Annotated in this window: 18 protein-coding genes; 6 read left to right on the top strand and 12 right to left on the bottom strand. The window is 67.0% G+C overall.

Features of this window, described 5'->3' with window-relative positions:
* The first annotated feature begins 15 nt into the window (after window positions 1-15).
* The 3 genes from AB0436_RS08580 (at window position 16) to AB0436_RS08570 (ending at window position 2,004) form a co-directional block, all read left to right on the top strand.
* The gene (locus AB0436_RS08580; RefSeq protein WP_366466987.1) at window positions 16-510 is read left to right on the top strand and encodes a cupin domain-containing protein; all 495 of its coding nucleotides are present in this window, start codon (window positions 16-18) and stop codon (window positions 508-510) included.
* Window positions 511-656: 146 nt separating this feature from the next.
* Window positions 657-1,208: a ferritin-like fold-containing protein gene (locus AB0436_RS08575; RefSeq protein WP_366467477.1), complete on the top strand. Its 552-nt coding sequence runs from the start codon at window positions 657-659 to the stop codon at window positions 1,206-1,208.
* A 100-nt stretch (window positions 1,209-1,308) separates the two neighbouring features.
* Window positions 1,309-2,004, top strand: a complete 696-nt coding sequence (locus AB0436_RS08570; protein WP_366466986.1) for a 1,4-alpha-glucan branching protein — start codon at window positions 1,309-1,311, stop codon at window positions 2,002-2,004.
* Between the two features lie 22 nt (window positions 2,005-2,026).
* On the opposite strand, the gene AB0436_RS08565 is transcribed toward AB0436_RS08570, so the two are convergent.
* Both AB0436_RS08565 and AB0436_RS08560 read right to left on the bottom strand, forming a co-directional pair.
* The gene (locus AB0436_RS08565; protein ID WP_366466984.1) at window positions 2,027-2,920 is read right to left on the bottom strand and encodes a phosphorothioated DNA-binding restriction endonuclease; all 894 of its coding nucleotides are present in this window, start codon (window positions 2,918-2,920) and stop codon (window positions 2,027-2,029) included.
* Between the two features lie 30 nt (window positions 2,921-2,950).
* A complete protein-coding gene (locus AB0436_RS08560; RefSeq protein ID WP_366466983.1) occupies window positions 2,951-3,832 on the bottom strand; it encodes an SDR family oxidoreductase in 882 nt (293 codons plus the stop codon).
* A gap of 84 nt (window positions 3,833-3,916) precedes the next feature.
* On the opposite strand from AB0436_RS08560, the gene AB0436_RS08555 reads away from it, so the two are divergent.
* Complete coding sequence (locus AB0436_RS08555; protein ID WP_366466982.1) at window positions 3,917-4,495, top strand: helix-turn-helix domain-containing protein; 579 nt, start codon at window positions 3,917-3,919, stop codon at window positions 4,493-4,495.
* 128 nt (window positions 4,496-4,623) lie between these two features.
* On the opposite strand, the gene AB0436_RS08550 is transcribed toward AB0436_RS08555, so the two are convergent.
* From AB0436_RS08550 to AB0436_RS08520, 7 genes are all read right to left on the bottom strand, one after another.
* Entirely contained in the window at window positions 4,624-5,532 is a 909-nt protein-coding gene (locus AB0436_RS08550; protein WP_366466981.1) for a hypothetical protein, read from the bottom strand.
* A gap of 368 nt (window positions 5,533-5,900) precedes the next feature.
* On the bottom strand, window positions 5,901-6,323 hold the full coding sequence (locus AB0436_RS08545) for a PIN domain nuclease (RefSeq protein WP_366466980.1): 423 nt from the start codon (window positions 6,321-6,323) through the stop codon (window positions 5,901-5,903).
* Entirely contained in the window at window positions 6,320-6,535 is a 216-nt protein-coding gene (locus AB0436_RS08540; protein WP_099173112.1) for a type II toxin-antitoxin system VapB family antitoxin, read from the bottom strand. The genes AB0436_RS08545 and AB0436_RS08540 overlap by 4 nt, the downstream gene beginning before the upstream one ends.
* A 441-nt stretch (window positions 6,536-6,976) precedes the next feature.
* The gene (locus AB0436_RS08535) at window positions 6,977-7,402 is read right to left on the bottom strand and encodes a PIN domain-containing protein (RefSeq protein ID WP_366466979.1); all 426 of its coding nucleotides are present in this window, start codon (window positions 7,400-7,402) and stop codon (window positions 6,977-6,979) included.
* Window positions 7,399-7,680 (bottom strand): CopG family transcriptional regulator, encoded by a 282-nt coding sequence (locus AB0436_RS08530; RefSeq protein WP_366466978.1) that lies wholly within the window; start codon window positions 7,678-7,680, stop codon window positions 7,399-7,401. Before AB0436_RS08530 ends, AB0436_RS08535 begins: the two co-directional genes overlap by 4 nt.
* Before the next feature lie 542 nt (window positions 7,681-8,222).
* The gene (locus tag AB0436_RS08525; RefSeq protein WP_366466977.1) at window positions 8,223-8,594 is read right to left on the bottom strand and encodes a hypothetical protein; all 372 of its coding nucleotides are present in this window, start codon (window positions 8,592-8,594) and stop codon (window positions 8,223-8,225) included.
* Window positions 8,595-8,602: 8 nt separating this feature from the next.
* Window positions 8,603-10,627 carry a hypothetical protein gene (locus AB0436_RS08520; RefSeq protein WP_366466976.1) on the bottom strand — a complete coding sequence of 675 codons (2,025 nt, stop codon included), beginning with the start codon at window positions 10,625-10,627 and terminating at the stop codon, window positions 8,603-8,605.
* A 721-nt stretch (window positions 10,628-11,348) separates the two neighbouring features.
* Between AB0436_RS08520 and AB0436_RS08515 the strand changes: the two genes are divergently transcribed.
* Window positions 11,349-12,041 (top strand): hypothetical protein, encoded by a 693-nt coding sequence (locus AB0436_RS08515; RefSeq protein WP_366466975.1) that lies wholly within the window; start codon window positions 11,349-11,351, stop codon window positions 12,039-12,041.
* Between the two features lie 84 nt (window positions 12,042-12,125).
* Here the strand turns inward: AB0436_RS08515 and AB0436_RS08510 are convergent, their stop codons facing one another.
* From AB0436_RS08510 to AB0436_RS08500, 3 genes are all read right to left on the bottom strand, one after another.
* Window positions 12,126-12,617, bottom strand: a complete 492-nt coding sequence (locus AB0436_RS08510) for an NUDIX hydrolase (protein ID WP_366466974.1) — start codon at window positions 12,615-12,617, stop codon at window positions 12,126-12,128.
* Window positions 12,618-12,661: 44 nt separating this feature from the next.
* On the bottom strand, window positions 12,662-12,877 hold the full coding sequence (locus tag AB0436_RS08505) for a hypothetical protein (protein WP_366466973.1): 216 nt from the start codon (window positions 12,875-12,877) through the stop codon (window positions 12,662-12,664).
* A 205-nt stretch (window positions 12,878-13,082) separates the two neighbouring features.
* Window positions 13,083-13,808, bottom strand: coding sequence for a hypothetical protein (locus AB0436_RS08500; protein ID WP_366466972.1), 726 nt, complete (start codon window positions 13,806-13,808; stop codon window positions 13,083-13,085).
* A 202-nt stretch (window positions 13,809-14,010) separates the two neighbouring features.
* Between AB0436_RS08500 and AB0436_RS08495 the strand changes: the two genes are divergently transcribed.
* A complete protein-coding gene (locus AB0436_RS08495; RefSeq protein WP_366466971.1) occupies window positions 14,011-16,728 on the top strand; it encodes an AAA family ATPase in 2,718 nt (905 codons plus the stop codon).
* Window positions 16,729-16,774 lie beyond the last annotated feature (46 nt).

The following is a 16,774-nucleotide window of genomic DNA, read 5'->3' as shown; positions in this document are numbered from 1 at the left end:
GGGTAGGAGCTGTAGATGTCGCTGATCGTTCCGGAATTCGACGAGTCCGTCGTGGTGCGTTCCGCGGAAGCGGAAGTGGTCGGCCGGGCGCCGACCACCATCCGCCTGCTGGCGGACAGCAGCGCGACCGGCGGCGCGCTGTCCACCCAGCGGGTCACTCTGGCCGACGGTGCGAACGGCGCGAATCCGCACCGCCACGCCAACTCCGCAGAACTCTTCTACCTGCTGGACGGCAGCGCCCAACTTCTTTCCGGGGACCAGGTGGTGACCGCCGGGCGCGGTGACCTCGTGGTGGTCCCGCCGGGCGTTCCGCACGCTTTCGCCGCAGCGCCGGGTGAGGCCGCCGACATCCTCATCGTCATCACCCCCGGTGTGGAACGCTTCGAGTATTTCCGCCACCTGGAGCGCATCGCCTATGGGAAGGTGCCGCCGGAAAGCCTGCTGGAGGTGCAGGAAATCTACGACACGTATTTCCTGCAGAGCACGGCCTGGGAAGAGGCCCGAGCCTGACACTGCTGCGACACCGTCGTATTTCCGGAATACTCCCCGGGCTCACGGTGGGCGAGTCGGCCCCCGGGGGCGGCGATGCGCCGATTACCCTTTCGGGGCCACTCGAGGCTCAATTCCCGAGCGCCCGCCGACAGATGGGAATCTCCGTGCGTAATCAGTTCGCCATCGACGTGACGAAAGTCCGCGAAGAGGCGCGAAAGAACATCACCAAGGGGCCGGTCACCCGCGCGAACACCGCTGATCTGCAACGCCTCATCGAGGTACTCAACCAGGTAGTGGCCACCGAAATGGTGTGCTACCTGCGGTATACGCAGAATGCGATCGTGGCGCAGGGCATCAACCGGGAGCAGGTGGCCGCCATGTTCCGGGAGCACGCCGGCGAAGAACTCGACCACTTCCAGCGCGTGTCGGACCGGATCAACCAGTTGGGCGGAAGCCCCGACATGGATCCGGGCACGCTCGTCGCCCGTTCCCACACTCAGTACGAGGAGCCCGCGGAAACCGATCTGCAGGCGATGATCCGGGAGAACTTCGTCGCCGAGCGGATCGTCATCGAGACCTATACCGAGATCGTGCGGTGGATTGGCGAGAGCGACCCGACGAGCCGACGTCTCATCGAGGACATTCTCAAGGAGGAGGAGGACCACGCGGACGAATTGAACGACCTGTACCAGCCCACGCCGGCCGGGGACGCCTGAGCCGGAAAGGGGCAAGCGCGCCGGGACCACGGGAGGCGCCGGGGCCGCGCATCCGAGTGGGTGACAGGCTGGGCGCAGCCCACCGCAGAGGAGCCGAGACATGGCCGTCATCCACCGCACCACGCTCAAGCCCACGAAGCTGGAACTCCTCACGCCGTGGCTGCCCGAGCAGCCCTGGTACCTCGGCGGCGGAAGCAAGCCGGAACTCGCCAGGGCCGGCGGCTTCCGGCTGGATGACCCGCAGGGCGAGGTCGGAGTCGAGCTCATGGTGGTCACCGATACGTCCGGCGCACAGCAGATCGCGTACTTCGTGCCGCTCAGCTACCGCGGTGCACCGCTCGAGGGAGCCGAGCACGCACTGATCGGCACCTCGGAGCACGGCGTGCTGGGACGGCGGTGGGTGTACGACGGCGTCCACGACCCGGTGGTCGTGGCTCAGTTGTTCGCCCTCCTGCTCGGCGAGGCCGTGCCCCAGGCGCAGAGCGAGAGCCATGTCGCCGACCCGTCCGTCACCGGCGCCTTCACCGGGGAGGGCCTCACGTCGAAGGCCGTTCCGACGGACGTGACCCATGGTCCGGGCGTCACCGACCTCGTCGTGCCCACCGCGAGCCCGGCGGTCCCGTCCGGACACCTGACCGTCCGGGTACGTCGCGCGCTCTCCGCCGCCGCGCAGCCACCGGCGTCCGCCCGCACCTCACCGGACCTGGGGCACGTCACGGCGGGCTGGCTCCTGCCCGACGGCGCCACGGCCCGCGCACCGTTCGTCGTCGTCCGGGACGCCGCCGGGCGACTCTGAACGGGCGCCCGCAGAAGCGAAGTCAGCTCACCGGCGCCGGACGCGGGACGCCGTGGAAGACCTGGCTCGTGTGCCATGAGCGGTGGGCCGCGGCAATGCGGCGGCTGCCCGGCTGGGGACCGACGAGTGGACGGCCCGCCAGTGCTATGACGTGCCGGCGGGCGGCGTTGCTGCGACCGACGAAGCTCTGCGAGACCAGGATGCGGTGGCCCTCGCCGAGGCCGAGGACGCCCTTGTCGAAGAGCTTGTGGTGCAGCGAGCAAAGACACAGCCCGTTGTCGACGTCGTCGGGGCCGTCGAAGGCCCACCAACGCACGTGCGCGGCCTCCAATCCCACCGGTACCGCTCCGATGCTGCCGTCGTAGCCGCAGAAGGCGCACCGGTATTCATAGGCCGTCAGCACCAGTTCCCGCATCCGCCGGTCCCGCTGCCGCCGCACGGCCGAGAGACCTGCGGTCTCCGCCGGCTCCAGCTCCAGGCCGACGGCTTCGCACAGCTCGCCGTGGAGCGAGGGCGGGAAGTTCAGGTCGAGCAGCACCCGTGCCACCCGCCCGAGCAGCGACGGTTCCCGTCGTAGCGCCAACCGCAGTTCCGGCGCCAGTTGCCCGGCGGCTCCCGCCGCCCGCAACTCCCGCACCCGGCTGCCGGGGCTGCCTGGTCCGCGATCGGTGCGTACCTCCCACACCCCGTCGCTCACCAGGTGGTGGAACGGATACGCGGGCGTCGTCCTGTTGGAAGGACCGTATTCGGCCAACAGCTGCTTCAGATCCTCCTCCACCGCGCCGTACCGCAGCTCGCCATCGGCATCCTGCTGGAACCGGCCGAGGGCGTACAGGAACAGCAGCGGCTTGTGCGGAGCGCGTGTCCCGCTCCGGGTCCACTGCCTCAGCTTCGCGGTGCGCTCCAGCCAGTCCATGACCGGTGATCGTAGTGCGACCCCCGCTGGTCAGGGCTGGATGTTCTCCAGGTCCTCCAGAAGACCGGGGTGCTTCGGCTCCCAGCCGAATGCCTGCCGGGTGTGGGCGCTGGACGAGGGCTGGTCGTTCGCGAAGATCTGACCGAGCGGGCCGTAGGTCTCCCGTGGCACCGACTCGACCGGCAGGCTCAGCCGTCGGCCGATGACCGCGGCGATGTCACGCACCTTGTCTCCCTCGTCGGCCACGGCGTGCCAGGAGCTACCGGCCGGCGCCAGCTCCAGGGCGAGCCGGAAGAGGACTGCCGCGTCGAGCGCGTGCACGGCCGGCCAACGCTGTGCGCCGTCGCCCGGGTAACCGGACACGCCGGTCCGGCGTGCGAATTCGGTCAGCAAACCGGCGAACCCGCCCGTGCCCTCGTTGTGGACCGTGCGCGGCAGGCGTACGGCCGCGCTCCGGACCCCGCGCGAGGCCAGGCCGAGGGCAGCCGTGACCGCGAGACCACGGCCACCGACCGGCCCGTCGGTGGCCGCCGGGTCGGCCTCGGTGGAAGCACGGCCCGGCACCTGGGGCGTACCGGAAACGGTGACGAACGGGCGGTCGCTGCCGACGAGTTCCTCGCCGACGGCCGCGATGGCGGCGCTCTCCTCGGCGACCGCCTTTGCGAGGGCGTCGGGGCTGCTGAAGTCGTTGGCGAATGCCAAGTGGATCACCCCGTCGGCCTGAGCGACGCCGGCGCGAAGGACGTCCAGATCGGCGAGAGCTCCTCGGAGCGGCTCGGCGCCGGCTGCTTCGGCTGCCAGCGCGGACGCGTCGGAGCGGGTGAGTGCGAGGACGGTGTGGCCGTTGCCGAGTAACTCGGCGACGACGGCGGATCCGATCAGACCGGTGCCGCCGGTGACGAAGACGCGCATGGAACTCTCCCTCAAGTGATGGGACTCTTGTCCCATCACTCTACCGGGTGATGGGACAAGAGTCCCCTCGCATAAGATGGGTCCATGGGTCGGTGGGAACCAGGAGCGCGCGAACGCCTCGTCGTGGCTGCCGTCGATCTGTTCACCGAGCAGGGGTACGACGCCACGACGGTCGCGCAGATCGCCGAGCGCGCCGGGGTCACCAAGAGCACTTTCTTCCGGCACTTCCCCGATAAGCGCGAGCTGCTGGTGGCTGGGCAGGAGACGTTGAGCCGGCTGCTGGCCGAGGGGATCGCCGAGGCACCCGGTAACGCCCGCCCGCTCGAGGCCGTCGCTGCGGGCCTCGAGCGGGCCTCGACCGCGATGGGCCCCATGAATCGCGAGCTCGCCCCTCGGCTGAAGGCGGCCGTCGCCGCCAGCGCCGAACTGCAGGAGCGCGATGCGCTGAAGCGCGTCAGCCTCGCGGCCGCGATGACAACCGCCCTGGTCGCCCGCGGTGTGCCCGATCCGACTGCGGCTCTCGCCGGCGAGCTGGGCGTTCTTGCCTTCAAACGGGGGTTCGCCGCATGGTCCGACGGCGACCGTGACCCCACGGACGAGCTCGCCGGGTACGTCCTGGCGGCCTTGGACGAACTGCGCGCGGCGAGCGTATCGCTGGGCTGACGGGACACCTCCCGAGCACAATCCCTTCCTGCGGCCCGCTCGGGCTCTCGCCGCGACGGCCCGGGAATGCCTCCGTGCTCCAGGTAGCCCGTCTCGCCGTGCTGGCGCGCTTGGATGGCGGGGCGCGATTACGTCCGACGCCATGGCAGCGGTTCGGGATGACGGTGCCACCACCAGCCCTGCCCGTTGTGTGTCCTCGTCTCACCGAGCAGTTGCCGGATGAGCAGCCCCTGGTTGTCCTCGATGGTGAGCGCTGCGAAGGTGGCGTCCAGCTGCCGCAAGGCTGCCTCGAGGCTCGCTGCTGCAGCCAGTGGTAGTTGCCGGAGAAGGTTCGCGAGGTCGTCCCGGGCCTCAAGGCGTCGTCGGTACAGCTCAGGAGGGCACCATCCTGAACCCTCCCATCCGCTTGCCATGTGGTTGACGAGCTTTTCCCAGGCGCCCAACCCCGTCCACGCCTCCCACGCAACGCTGCCCGGCTCATCAGGCGATGCCGGACCCTGCAAGCGCGCTTCGGTGACTGCAGAAGCCCGCAGTTGCGCCACGAAGGCGTCCCTGCGCGGTGTGGCGACAGGCAGTTCCGAAACGACTTCCGGGATGAGCGTGACCGCCGCTGAAGGCAACTGCGGCACGTACTCCTCGACAGCATCGACGCTGTAGCTGTGATCCTCGTCGGAGACGAGCAGGCGGGCTCGCGTGAAGCGGCCCTCCGGGGTAACGGCCCAGTACGCGCTCGGCGGGTCCGACTCGGCCGGAAAGAGAACCGCGGCGCCCGTGGCGGAAGCGAGCCGCAACGCCACCTCCGCCTCCGATGGCCTCTGCGTCAACTGATCTTGAACGTAGATGTCCAGTGACCAGGCAAGGTCGCCATGGCTCGCCTTGTGGTCGCAGAGGACCAGCGCCTCCCAATTGCGCGAGTCAGCGTCACCGTCGGCATCCGCGACATCGACATCCCCGGCTGCTACGCCAAGGGCGGAGCATAGGGCGGGTGCCAGGCGATCAGGGGTGGCCGTTTCGGTAGCAATCAGGTTGTAGGTCATGGGTAGATCCCGTTGTAGATCTTCAACGCCTTTTGGATGGCTTCTGGGTTGTTTGTAAAACGCGGATTCCTGGTGAGTTGAGGCGCGGCGGAAATGTCGCCCTTTGCCTTGGTTATCACTGCAACCACGCAACGACGAAGGCCCCGACCGCGATGCGGTCGGGACCTTCGTCATGGCTGGTCAGCCATGGCGGAGGATACGAGATTCGAACTCGTGAGGGGTTGCCCCCAACACGCTTTCCACATGTTCGCTCCGGCGTTCGGGGACGGTCACGGGCGTGCCGACCTGTGGCGGAGCCGGCGGCTACAGGCGCGCCGAACTGTGGTGTACGCCTGCGAATGAGACCAGAACTGAGATCGGGCGCGCTTTCATTTGCCGGCCTCCGGGCCGTACCACTGCATGGCTTGGCCGGTGATGGCGGCGATGCATTCGAAGTCGTGGTCTCGGTGCAGGAGGGTCAGCCCCTGGAGTTCCGCAGTGGCGGCAACGACGAGGTCAACAGCTCCTGCACTCCGGTGCTGACCGCGCTGGGTCAGCAACTCCTGAACTTGCCAGGCGCGTTCGTACGCGCGGTCATCGACACGAGCCCAGCCGAACAGCAGCCGCATGTCCTCGATGCCGCGCGCACGGTCTGCGGCGGAGCGGGCGCTGTAGAAGAATTCCAGCTCGGTAATGGGGCAGGTTGCGATGAGCCCTGCCGTGGCTGCCTGATCCCAGCCGTACTGTTCGGCGTCGTCGCGGAAGAATCGGGCGAGCGCGCTGGTGTCGATCAGGAACTGCGCCGCGCTCACCGCCGGTAGTCCCTCTTGTCCTCGAAGACATCCAGATCGAAGCCACCCTCGCCCGCTGCGGCCCGCAGCCGAGTGAGAGCGAGAGCCCGTCGGCGGTTCTCGAGTACCTCGCGTAGAGCAGTGTTGACCGTCTCCTTCTTGGTGCCGGTCCCCAGCGCCTGAGCCACGTCGGCCAGCAGTTCGTCGTCGAGGTCGATCACTGTGCGGCTCATCGAGTACCTCCGGTGATATCAGCTCGTACAACAAGTATATCTCGCTGGGTATTCAGACGCCTCAAGCGGGCATCTAGCGGACACTGCGGCAGCTGCCACCCGGGGTGCTGCGGTGAACCACCTCGCGGGGTGGCCCTCGTGGTCGGTCGCGTGCGGCACAGTGGGCCTGGGGGCGAGCGTTACTCCGTGCATCGCCACGATCACCGACCGGAGGTCCTCTGTCTGCAGCAGAAAAGAGCCTCTTTGCGATCTTCGCCCACAAGGTGACGACGCTATCGGCCACGGCTCGGGTCTGATCGCTGCTCGCTGGACTCGGGGACGTGCTCCGCATGTGGCACGAAGTCCGCGCGCAGCGCCCAGCGGCTAACCGGAGGCTGGCAGGGCTGTGCTTGTTCCTCGCCGGCGTCCCTGGGCGGACCTGAGGCCGGCCGGGGCGCCAGGTCATACCCTCTTGACGACGATCGAGTCCGGAACCAGCAGCTCGAGGTCGTCCACGTCCGAGGTGAAGACGGTGACCTGCCCCTTCTGCTGTCGTGCGATGACGGCGAGCACCGCGTCGATCGCGTACTTGTGGCCGTGCAGCTTGGCGTCAGCCAGGAGGCGGCGGGCCTGGCGCGCCTCGTCCTTTCCGATGTCGGCGACCTTGAGTCTGGAGAGCACCCAGTCCCAGCGCTGCTCGGTGGTTCTGCCGTCGTACGCCTCGACCAGTGTCATCGGAGACGTCACCACCTCGGCTTCGCCTCGGGCCGCGAGGTCGAGCCAGGCGATCATCTTCCGGTCGCCTCGTACGGCCAGGGACAGGGCTTCGCAGTCAAGTACGAAGACGCGCAGAGGCCGCTGTCCGTGCCCGGTGGCCCGCTTCTTCACGCGGCCTCTCCGGCGTCGTGCTTGCCGACGGTGCGGCGGTGCTCGTGCTCGGCGTCGAGATCCTCCAGTTCCTCGAACGCTGCCGTGCGCTCCGCCTCGCTAAGAGGGCCGTGCTCCTCCTGCAGCCAGTCGGACAGTTCCCGTAGCCGGTCGCGGTCGCGCTTGAAGCGCAGGGCCTCGGCAACGTACGCCGACAAGCCCCGCTCCGCCGCCTCCCCGCGGATCTCGTCCAGGAGATCCTCGGGGATCGTTACCGTCACCTTCTTGGTCGTCGCCATACAAGAGACCATACTCCTGGTATTGCCACCCTTACCAGGTGTGTCACGGAGTCCCAGCCTGGGCCGGCCGCCGGGAGAACGGTGACCCACCGCGCGAGCGAAATGGGCTGCATGTCGGAAATAAATGAGACCAAAAATGAGACCGGAGCATGCCGAAGAGCCGGGCCGCAATTAGCGGTCCGGCTCTTCGTTTCGCCTGGTCAGGCGGGTGCGGAGGATACGAGATTCGAACTCGTGAGGGGTTGCCCCCAACACGCTTTCCAAATGTTCGTCTGGGGGTACGGGGGAGTGCGGCAGCGTCCTGACCTGCGGTGGAGTACCTCGCGTGTGACCTCCTGAACGGGCCCGGACGGACGTGAATGAGACCAGAACTGAGACCAGGCTGGTTTGGTTTCACCCACCACGAGTGGCCTCCCTGTGGTGATCGACGTCTCTCTTGAGCGCCATTCGCGGCCTTCGAAACGGCCCCGAGTTTGCCCGCTGGTCTTGCCGCCGCACCCAAAATTCCAAGATCTCCGACAGGAACAAGCTGGGGTGCTCGGTCAGTTATGGAGTTGGATGACCGGCAGTGAAGACTCCACGTCGGCCTTCCCCCAGTCGCCTTCCAGGTGGAATGCCGCCCCGTTCCAATGGAGAGCGTCGACTCCGCCGTAGTCCACTGATCCCGAAGCATCCACGGCAGGAGGAGTTCCCTGCTCTGTCCACTCAAGACGCCGGACATTCAAGAACTCAATCGTCGCCTTGACGTAACAGTGCTGCTCACCGGGTACAGGCGTTGTATAGGCGGGGTGGCCGGGGGTGAGAACAAGATCGAGTTCCAGCGCTAGGCGTGCGGGGGAAGCTGTGATGCCCAGCACGAAACTGTCCTCGAGATAGACGTTCTCGAATCCGTCGAGGCTGGGGTAGTCAAGCATTTTTCTCCTTATGGAAGGTCCCAGGTTATCGCGGTGTGGTTCCCTACACTCTTTCGAGTCACCGGGTTCCCCTCGGGGTCGATGCGTTCGCCGTTGGCGTTCCTGATCTCTACATGGGGATCGGCGCTGCCGGGTGCGCGGCCACTGCCTTGCTTCAATGTGACACGCACGACCCCGTTCTCATCAGTGAACTTGGGTGGTCCGTTCTCCGTCTGCGTCTCTGTCCATCCTTGTTCCTGGGCCCACTCTCTGATTCCGGATGCGGTTCGATGGCCGCCGATGGCGTCGGGCTCGGTGCTGGGCTGCTGGCTGCCGCTGGAGCCCGAAGTGGATGACTCGCCGTCGCTGCTGCTCTGGGCGCCCTGTGCCATGAGGGCGATACCGGCTCCGCCCAGTGCGGCGGCTTGTGCAGCTTCCACTGATGCGGCGCCGGCGAGGATTCCGCCGCCGGCGAGTGCGAGTCCGCCGGGTGGGAAGAGCATGATCAGGGCTGCGAGGGCGAGGATGGTGAGGGCGATGCCTGCGTACAGCTCAAGATTCTGTAGAGCCGCGAGAAGCATTGCGAGAGAGCCGGCGACGTCCTCGTCCAATGGGCTGCCGTGGTATCGGGCGAAGAGGAGAAGTCCGGTGGTGGCGGATGCGCCGACGGCGGTGAACACCCGTAGCCGCAGCACGGCTTGGGGCTCTGCCAGAGGTTGGCGGGCGGTGGTGCGCCAAGCGCGGAGCAGTAGGGCCAGCTGGATGAGGGCCCAGGCCAGTCCAGCTATGCCGAACCACATGAGCACGCCTGGTCCGTTGGCGGTGGTGAAGTACTTCTGGAGGTCTTTGGTCGCGGTGAACGAGCCGATGGCCAGAAAAAGCAGGGAAGGCGTCATGAGGACGAGCGGGATGACCAGGAGTGGCCAGCGACGTCGCCGGGGGACGTTGGGGCGGATCGTCTTGAGTTGAGCACGTATTCGCTCTGTGTTCCAGGCGCCGACGTGGTTGGCGGCGTCGATGCGCGTGGCGGTGTTGGCGACTGCCTGGTGCAGTGCTTCGAGGCGTTCGGGGTCGGTGCGTCCGGCGGCGTAGAGGAGGGATCTGCGCATGCGGGCGAAGCGCAGCGCGATGAGCGCTGTCCATGGCAGACACCGGGCGCTGAACGTGGAGAGGGGGCCGATGGCTGCGTTTCCGGTGCGTTCCGCGTTCAGGAGTATGGCGGGCATGGCGTGTTTGCTGCGCTGCAGTTGGGCGAAGTCCAGGGCCATGGCGATGGCCAGGCAGATCAACGGCGCGTAGGTGACCAGGTCGTTGGCTGTGCCGAGGAGGGAGGTTGTCCAGCCTGGTGGGTGGGTGTCGCGGCTGCCGGTGTAGTTGACCAGGGTGTGGTGGCCCATTGCGTAGGCGATGGGCAGCAGTCCGAGCAGGCGTCGCCAGCCCCGGCCGCGCAGGAGCAGCCCGGCGCCGAGTGCTCCGATGGCGCCCCAGGCGAGGTGGAGGTTCGTGTCCAGGCTGGGTTGGGTGAAGCTGAGGTCCAAGCTGCCCAGCGAGGCCGGGAGCCAGGTGGTCAGCACGGTGTGCCAGTCGGGTATGTACGTGGAGCTGAGACTCAGGCCCCCGGACAGCATCCATCCGCCGTGCGGATACGGGGCAGCGTGCTGGGCGTCGAGGAGGTGGCTGAGGAGTACTTCGTACAGGCCGAGTCCCGCGCCGGTGGCGGCGCCGAGGATCACGTAGTCCGTCAGGCCGAGTTGGTAGCGGATCTTGATGTTGAGACCCGCGAGCAGTAGCGGCGTGAGTTTGGCGAGTTCCTCCACCGCGGGGACGAGGGTGTAGCTGCCCCGTCCCATGGCTTCGACCAGTGGCTGCGCCGCGCTCGATGCTGCGGCATGGGCGTAGCCGAGTTCGATGAGGGCGGCGACAACTCCGCTGCCGTATACGCCGACGGCGACCGTCAGTACTACGGTCGACAACCGCAGTGACCTCACCGGCGATGCGAGCACGGCGAGTTGCAGCACTCCGTAGATCGCCGCCGCAACCATGATGACCGACACACGAGCCCCCGTTTGGCCATGGCGTCACGGACAGAAACCACGACACTACAAGACGTGTGAATGGCTGCTGCGAAGAGGCCCTGGTAGAGGTGTGCTGCCCTGTTCTCATGGCGCTTCGGGCTGCCCTCGGCCGCGCGGGAGCAGGCAGGTGGTCCGCGCGGCGTCGAGGCCAAGGACCAGAGGTTGACAGCACGCGTCCAGCAACCCGGGCCGTGGCCTGGAGGTCTACTCCGGGGCAGTGGCAGTGGGGGTGGAGAATCGCGGTTCAGGCAGTCGGATCTGCCTCGCTCACCCATCCGGCGAAGCCCCCGCCGCATTGACTGCCCCCCCTGCCCATGACCACCGTGGAGGACGGGAGCGAGAGGTCGCATGAGTGCGAGTATTCAGCGCCGCACGCCTTGGCCACGAGACGGCGGCGAACCACGACACTGACCAGGTGCTACGTGCCTGGCCCTCCTGAATGACCATGACGGTCGCCGGGTCTGTTGCCCGCCGCAGGGACCGGGCAACTGAGACCACGGAACGACGAAGGTCCCGGCCGCTGGGCGGTCGGGTCCTTCGTCTGCCCTGTTGGGCCAGTGCGGGAAGGCTCGCTCGTATCGCCGAGCACGAGGATCAGCCACGGTGGCAAGATCCTCCAATTTCCTGCCGGCTGAGGAGCCTTCTGGATACGCTCGATCACACTGAAGTGATCAGTTGCCTCGGGAACGGACCCACCAGAGTGACAGAGGCCAACCCCTTCGCGCCGCCACCAGGGCACGTGAACGCCCCGGCGTGGTCATCCCTGGACGATCATCTATGGCACTCGTGCGAGATCGTCGCGGATCTCATCACAGGCGGTCTGGCTCGCCGTCCGTTGATCGCCACGACAGCGCGGCTGGAGCGTGACGATCGTGCTCTTGCTGTCGGCAGAGGTAAGCGTTCGACCTGGCGAGCCTCGGGCAACGGGCGGTACCAGCAGAACAGCGTGGTCGCCGTCGGCAATCCCGCATTCGTCATCGGAAGCCTTCTGGGTTCCGCAGTTGGCAATTCCACCAGGCGGCGTCAGGCGGCCCGGGACGCCCAACCGCGATGGATGGTAGACGGTTCTGGAGAGGTAACGATCACCTGTCAGAAGCTGCATTTCGCGAGCAGCACGATTGGACTTGACCTTGACTGGAAAGCTCTGAGCACGATCGACCTCGTGAGTGAGGCAGCGTTCCTGACAAGTTTCGTCAATACGCGCGGCCAGCAGGTGACGACGATGGTGCACACACCATGGGCGTCCCTCGCCTTCGCTGTCGCGGCCATCACCGCGTTTCCCGCGCACCCTCGTCTGTTGTGCGGTGGATGGCTCCCCCCAGGGTTCGAACAGAAATGCGCGCGCTTCGGTCGGCCGTGCCGTCCGGCCGCCACATTGGCGGCGACCCAGTGATTCACCCTGCTTCCCAGCACACGTCGGTGATGGTTTGGTCTCTCGATCCGCCTCGGCGGGAGGGACTCCGTTGGACGCCTAGCTTCAGGAGCTGAGCTGTTTCGGCCCGGGGATGTCCCCGTGCTCCAGGTACACTGTCTCGCCGCGCTGCCGCGCCTGGACGGCCTGCTCGATCCGGCGTGCCAGGCGTGGAATGGTCAGTTTCGCGATCTCGGAGACCGGGTGGAAGGCGACCGCCCGGATCTCGCCGTCCTTGAATACGACGCGGTTCAAGCTGGCCTGGTCCAGGACTCCGCCGTCGAACAGGTAGAGGATCTTGTCGCCCTCCGCTTCCGAGGGGGCCCAGTCTATCGCGAGGAGCCGCCCGATCGGCGGGGTGATGCCGAGTTCTTCGCGCACTTCGCGTATGCACGCCTGGAGCGGTGACTCACCATGCTCGACATACCCGCCAGGGATGTCGCGGTAGTCCTTGTAGGTCGGCTCGACCAGCAGCATGTGTCCGGACTCGTCGAAGAACAGGGCGCCGGCCGCCATGAGGGGTGTCGCCTTGCCGGCCAGGAATTCGCTGCGGCCCATGCGGGGCACCCTATCCATTACGCAGCCGACCGCAGCCGATGCCTTCAGGCCACGACATGGAGCCGTCGGGCGAGCGCAGTGAGATTGCTGTGAGGCTGACCTCGGGAGTTGCGTATCCAGCGGAGGAGCAGTTCTCGGCTCATGGTGTGGTGCCGGATCTGTTCGGGTGCGATGGACTCCGCCTGGAGCAGGATCTCCAGGGCTTCGTCGCCCCGATTACGGGCCGCGAGAGCTCGGGCGACTTCGAGATGGTGGCGCACCTGCCGCTCGACTGGGAGGCCGCTGGTGTCTACGCGCTGTCCGAGGTCGGCTGCGATCTGGTGGTCACCGAGCTCGCCGGCAGCGACGACCGTGTGGATAGCGACATTGGTGGGGTCGAACGCGGTCCAGAGTTCATTGCTGTCCGCCCCGAGGAGCTGAGCGGCCTAATCGGTCCCTCCGCGATGGGAGAGCAAGGCAGCGGCTCTACGAGCCATCTGCGGCTTGGCGTCGGAGACTGGCGAGGTAGTCCGGACGGAGCACCGGACTGCATCGCGGACGTTTGGCTGCGTTGATGTCCGCCACGTACTTGGCTAGATGCTCGGGGTTCCTACCAGCCCACCCATTCGCGAGCACCCATCCCTGCATGGCCTTACCGTCCATCCGAATGCTGGCGTCGTGCAGTGCAAGAAGGTGCCCTACGACCACGTCCTTATCGAAACCGCTTGCCGAGATGGTGTTGTTGAGGTTGACCATTGACGTCATGTTCGTCAGTGCCTCGACAACGACAGGGTCAAGCTGGGGCGTCAACTCTTCCCACGCCCTGTCGTCACCCAGGATCGCCGGCCTCGCGGTTGTCACCCATGGCCTGATCTCGTCTTCGTTCCACGCGATGACGCAAAGCGCCCGGATGCGGTCACCGCTGTACTGAACCAGCTCTCCGATGGCCGCCATGTCCGGCCAGGCCATGAGCACGGGACCGTTTCCCCGGATGGACCCGCCGCCCCTGCCGGTGACGTGCTCGACGTTGGACCGTCGGTTGACGAGCTGTTCCAACTCTGAGCAGTTACGCACGTCGCGCCTCAGACTGGTCCACACGGTGATCGTGTCGCCGTCCTTCATGTGCTCACAGCACCAGTCGATGGCCGCGCTCACACCCTCGGGTTCGTGGCTGGCGACGGCGCACGGGTAGGTCACGTTGTGATCGAACATTCCTGCTCCCTGTTCTCGGGCCAGACAGGGACAACGCTATGCGCGGGCACTGACATCTCGGGGTCGTGCGGGCCTTTCAGACCCCCGGATCCGGCTCTTCAACTCAGCCAGGTAGGCGATGGTGAACTTTCACGTCACTCAGCGCCTTGCTGGCCCGTGATCTACCGTAGGCGACAAGTGACGCTGTCAATAAGGAAGTTACGTGCCACAGGAACGGACGGGGACTGGAGTGCGGACCGGGTTTGTCGACCGCGTGGAGCACATGGACGAGCTGCGCTCGCTGATGGCGGACGTGGCCGCAGGGCGTGGTGGTCGGGCAGTCGTTGTCGACGGCGTCTCGGGCATGGGTAAGTCAGCGCTGCTGCGCGAGTTCGAGGCAGAAGTCGTCGAGTCCCGCGGGCCGGGCGGCTGCCGGGTCGTATCCGCGCGGTGTCAGCCGTCGATCGGGTCGGGGCTGCGTTATGGAGTAATTGTCGAGCTGCTTCTGCAGCTGGCCGAAGGCCAGGAGGTCAAGCAACTTGGCGTCTTCCGTCGGCTGCTGAACCTCACTGGTCAGGGCGTCGTGCGCTCGGCGCCAGAGCTGCTGTCCGCGATGGTGCCCGGGCTGGGGGCGTTGTTCACCTTGGGCAAGGATGTCGCGGAAGCGTCGCTCGCCTCAGGATCGATGCCGTTCGACAGCCTGCTGCCGTTCCAGCAGGGAGCCGCAGTGCAGATTGTGGACGCGATGCTGGATCTCGTCCGGCAGGGGCCGCCCGCGGTTGTGCTCGTTGACGACATTCAATACAGCGATCCCAGCAGCCTGTTGGTCCTCGACCGCTTGCTGCGGCGGCTGCCAGGCGAGCCACTCGGCGTGGTGCTCAGTCACGCGACGGACGGAGCGTACGCCGACGGTCCAGGATTCGCGGTCGAGGATCTGCTGCACGACTGGGCGACGGACGGGCTCTTGCGACGGCGGATGCTGGACGGCCTGCCGCGGGACGCGGTCGCCGAGTTGGTGCGCGTCCGACACCCGGATGCTCCGCTGGCTCTGTCGGAACGGCTGAGTCGGCTTACCGCCGGCCACGCCGTCTTCGTCACCCTCTGTCTGGAGGAGTGGCGGCCAGATGCTGGGGCCAGCGTCGAGCTGCCTCGCAGCCTCTCGCGCGTGGTGGAGGACCGACTCCGGCTCCTCGCCGAGCTGGACCGCGAATTGCTCATGATCGGAGCGGCCCAGGGTGAGACATTCCTGTCTCGCACGGTTGCCGAAGTCAAGGGAGCGCCGCACGACGAAGTGATGGAGCGACTACGGCTCATCGCCGCTCAGCACCGGCTGATCCTGCAGGCGGAGCCTCCTCGGTGGGCGCGGTTGGATGCATCCGACTGTTATCAATTCGAGCATGGCGCCCTGTGGGGCGCGGTGTACGACCAGCAGACCCCTCAGCAGATGCGGTCCCGGCACGCCCGTATCGCAGCGGCCCTCACCACCGGCCCATTGGACGGCATGCCGCTGGAACGCCGACTGGAGATTGCCCGCCACCTCCGAAGCGGTGGCGCCGAATGCTTGCTCGCCTCGGCCGAGGCCCACTACGGGCTGGCTCGGGACGCGGCGATGGAAGGGCTGTCCTTCGCCGAGGCGGAGCGGCACTGTGAAGAAGTGATCAAGGCGGTCCGGGGTCTACCGGAGCAGGAGGAGAGCCGGGACCGATGGCTCGTCCAGGCCGTGGAACTGCTGCTGTCGCTGACCGAGGTGCGCTGGCGGGGCCAGCACCAGCCTGCCGGCGGACCCGACATCGACACTCTGGCCGCCGAGGCCGAAGCGGCGGCCGGCCGCTGCGGTACGCCTGAGCTGGCGATCCGTACGATGCTCCTGCGTGGCAAGACCCTGCTCGCTACCCAGGGCCTGGTGCCGTCTTTGGACAAGCTTCGCGCCGCCGTGGAGATGGCGGAACGGCATGGTGATCCGGTCTCGCTTTTCGTGGCCCGAGTCGAGTACGGGCGCCAGGTGTCCAAGCGGCGGCTGGCCGACGGTCTGGTACAGCTGCGGGAAGCGGAGCGCATGTACGCCTCCGACCCGCGTCTCGGAGGCACTGCCGATCCGGTTCTCCAGCACGCCCGCAACCTGGGAGAGATGCAGCTCGGGATCACTCTCTTCGACAGCGGACACCTCAGCGAGGCTCTGATCAGGCTGACCCGCTGCATCGACAGGCTGCGCAACGAGCAGCTGAAGGCCGAACTGCCCATAGCACTCAACTACCTGGCGCAGGTGCACATGGGGCTCGGTGGTTACGGGAATGCCGAAGAGGTCCTGCGGGAAGCTCTCGACTTCGAGGCCGACCGAGGAGGCGACAGCGGCTGGCACGCATACAACACAGCACTGCTCGCCCGTGCCCTCGTCCAGCAGCCGCCGCGGCGCGTCCAGGCCCTGGAGCTGATCGCCGACGCATGGTCGGAGACCGAGCGGACCTGGCTGGCCAACCTCGTTCCCATCGTCCGCAACCTGTACGCCGAGATTCTGCTTCTCGCCGCAGGCGATTCCGCAGAGATCCTCCAACAGGCAGACCGCCTGGCGGTCGCGACCTGTGCCGAGACCCAGCGCAGCGGCATGATTCGAAGCGAGATCGCCGCACATTCCCTGCGCAGCCGCGTTCTCCTCCGGCAAGGTGCCATGGCTCCGGCTCAGGAGCAGGCACGCCAGGCTGTTCGCATACTGGACAACGTCGGGGACATGCCCGCGCTCAGTACGGAGGAGGTCCTCTACCACTCCGCCGTCGTACTGACCGCCGGCGGGGCACGGGAGGAAGCGCAGGCGCTGCTCGAGCGGGCCCGGCACGAGGTCTCCCGCAAGGCGGACCTCGTCACCGAGACTTCGCTGCGCGACCGCTTCCTCACACAGGTCCCCCTCAACAACGCCATCCGCGAGGGTGAAGGGGTCGTCCAGTGACCAGGGCGGACGGCCGACGAGTGGCACGGACAGCCGGTGGCAGACT

It is taken from the genome of Streptomyces sp. NPDC051322, assembly GCF_040689485.1.
Classification (GTDB): Bacteria; Actinomycetota; Actinomycetes; order Streptomycetales; family Streptomycetaceae; genus Streptomyces.
Note: the sequence above shows the minus strand (reverse complement) of the source record. Positions and strands in the feature narration are given on the sequence as shown.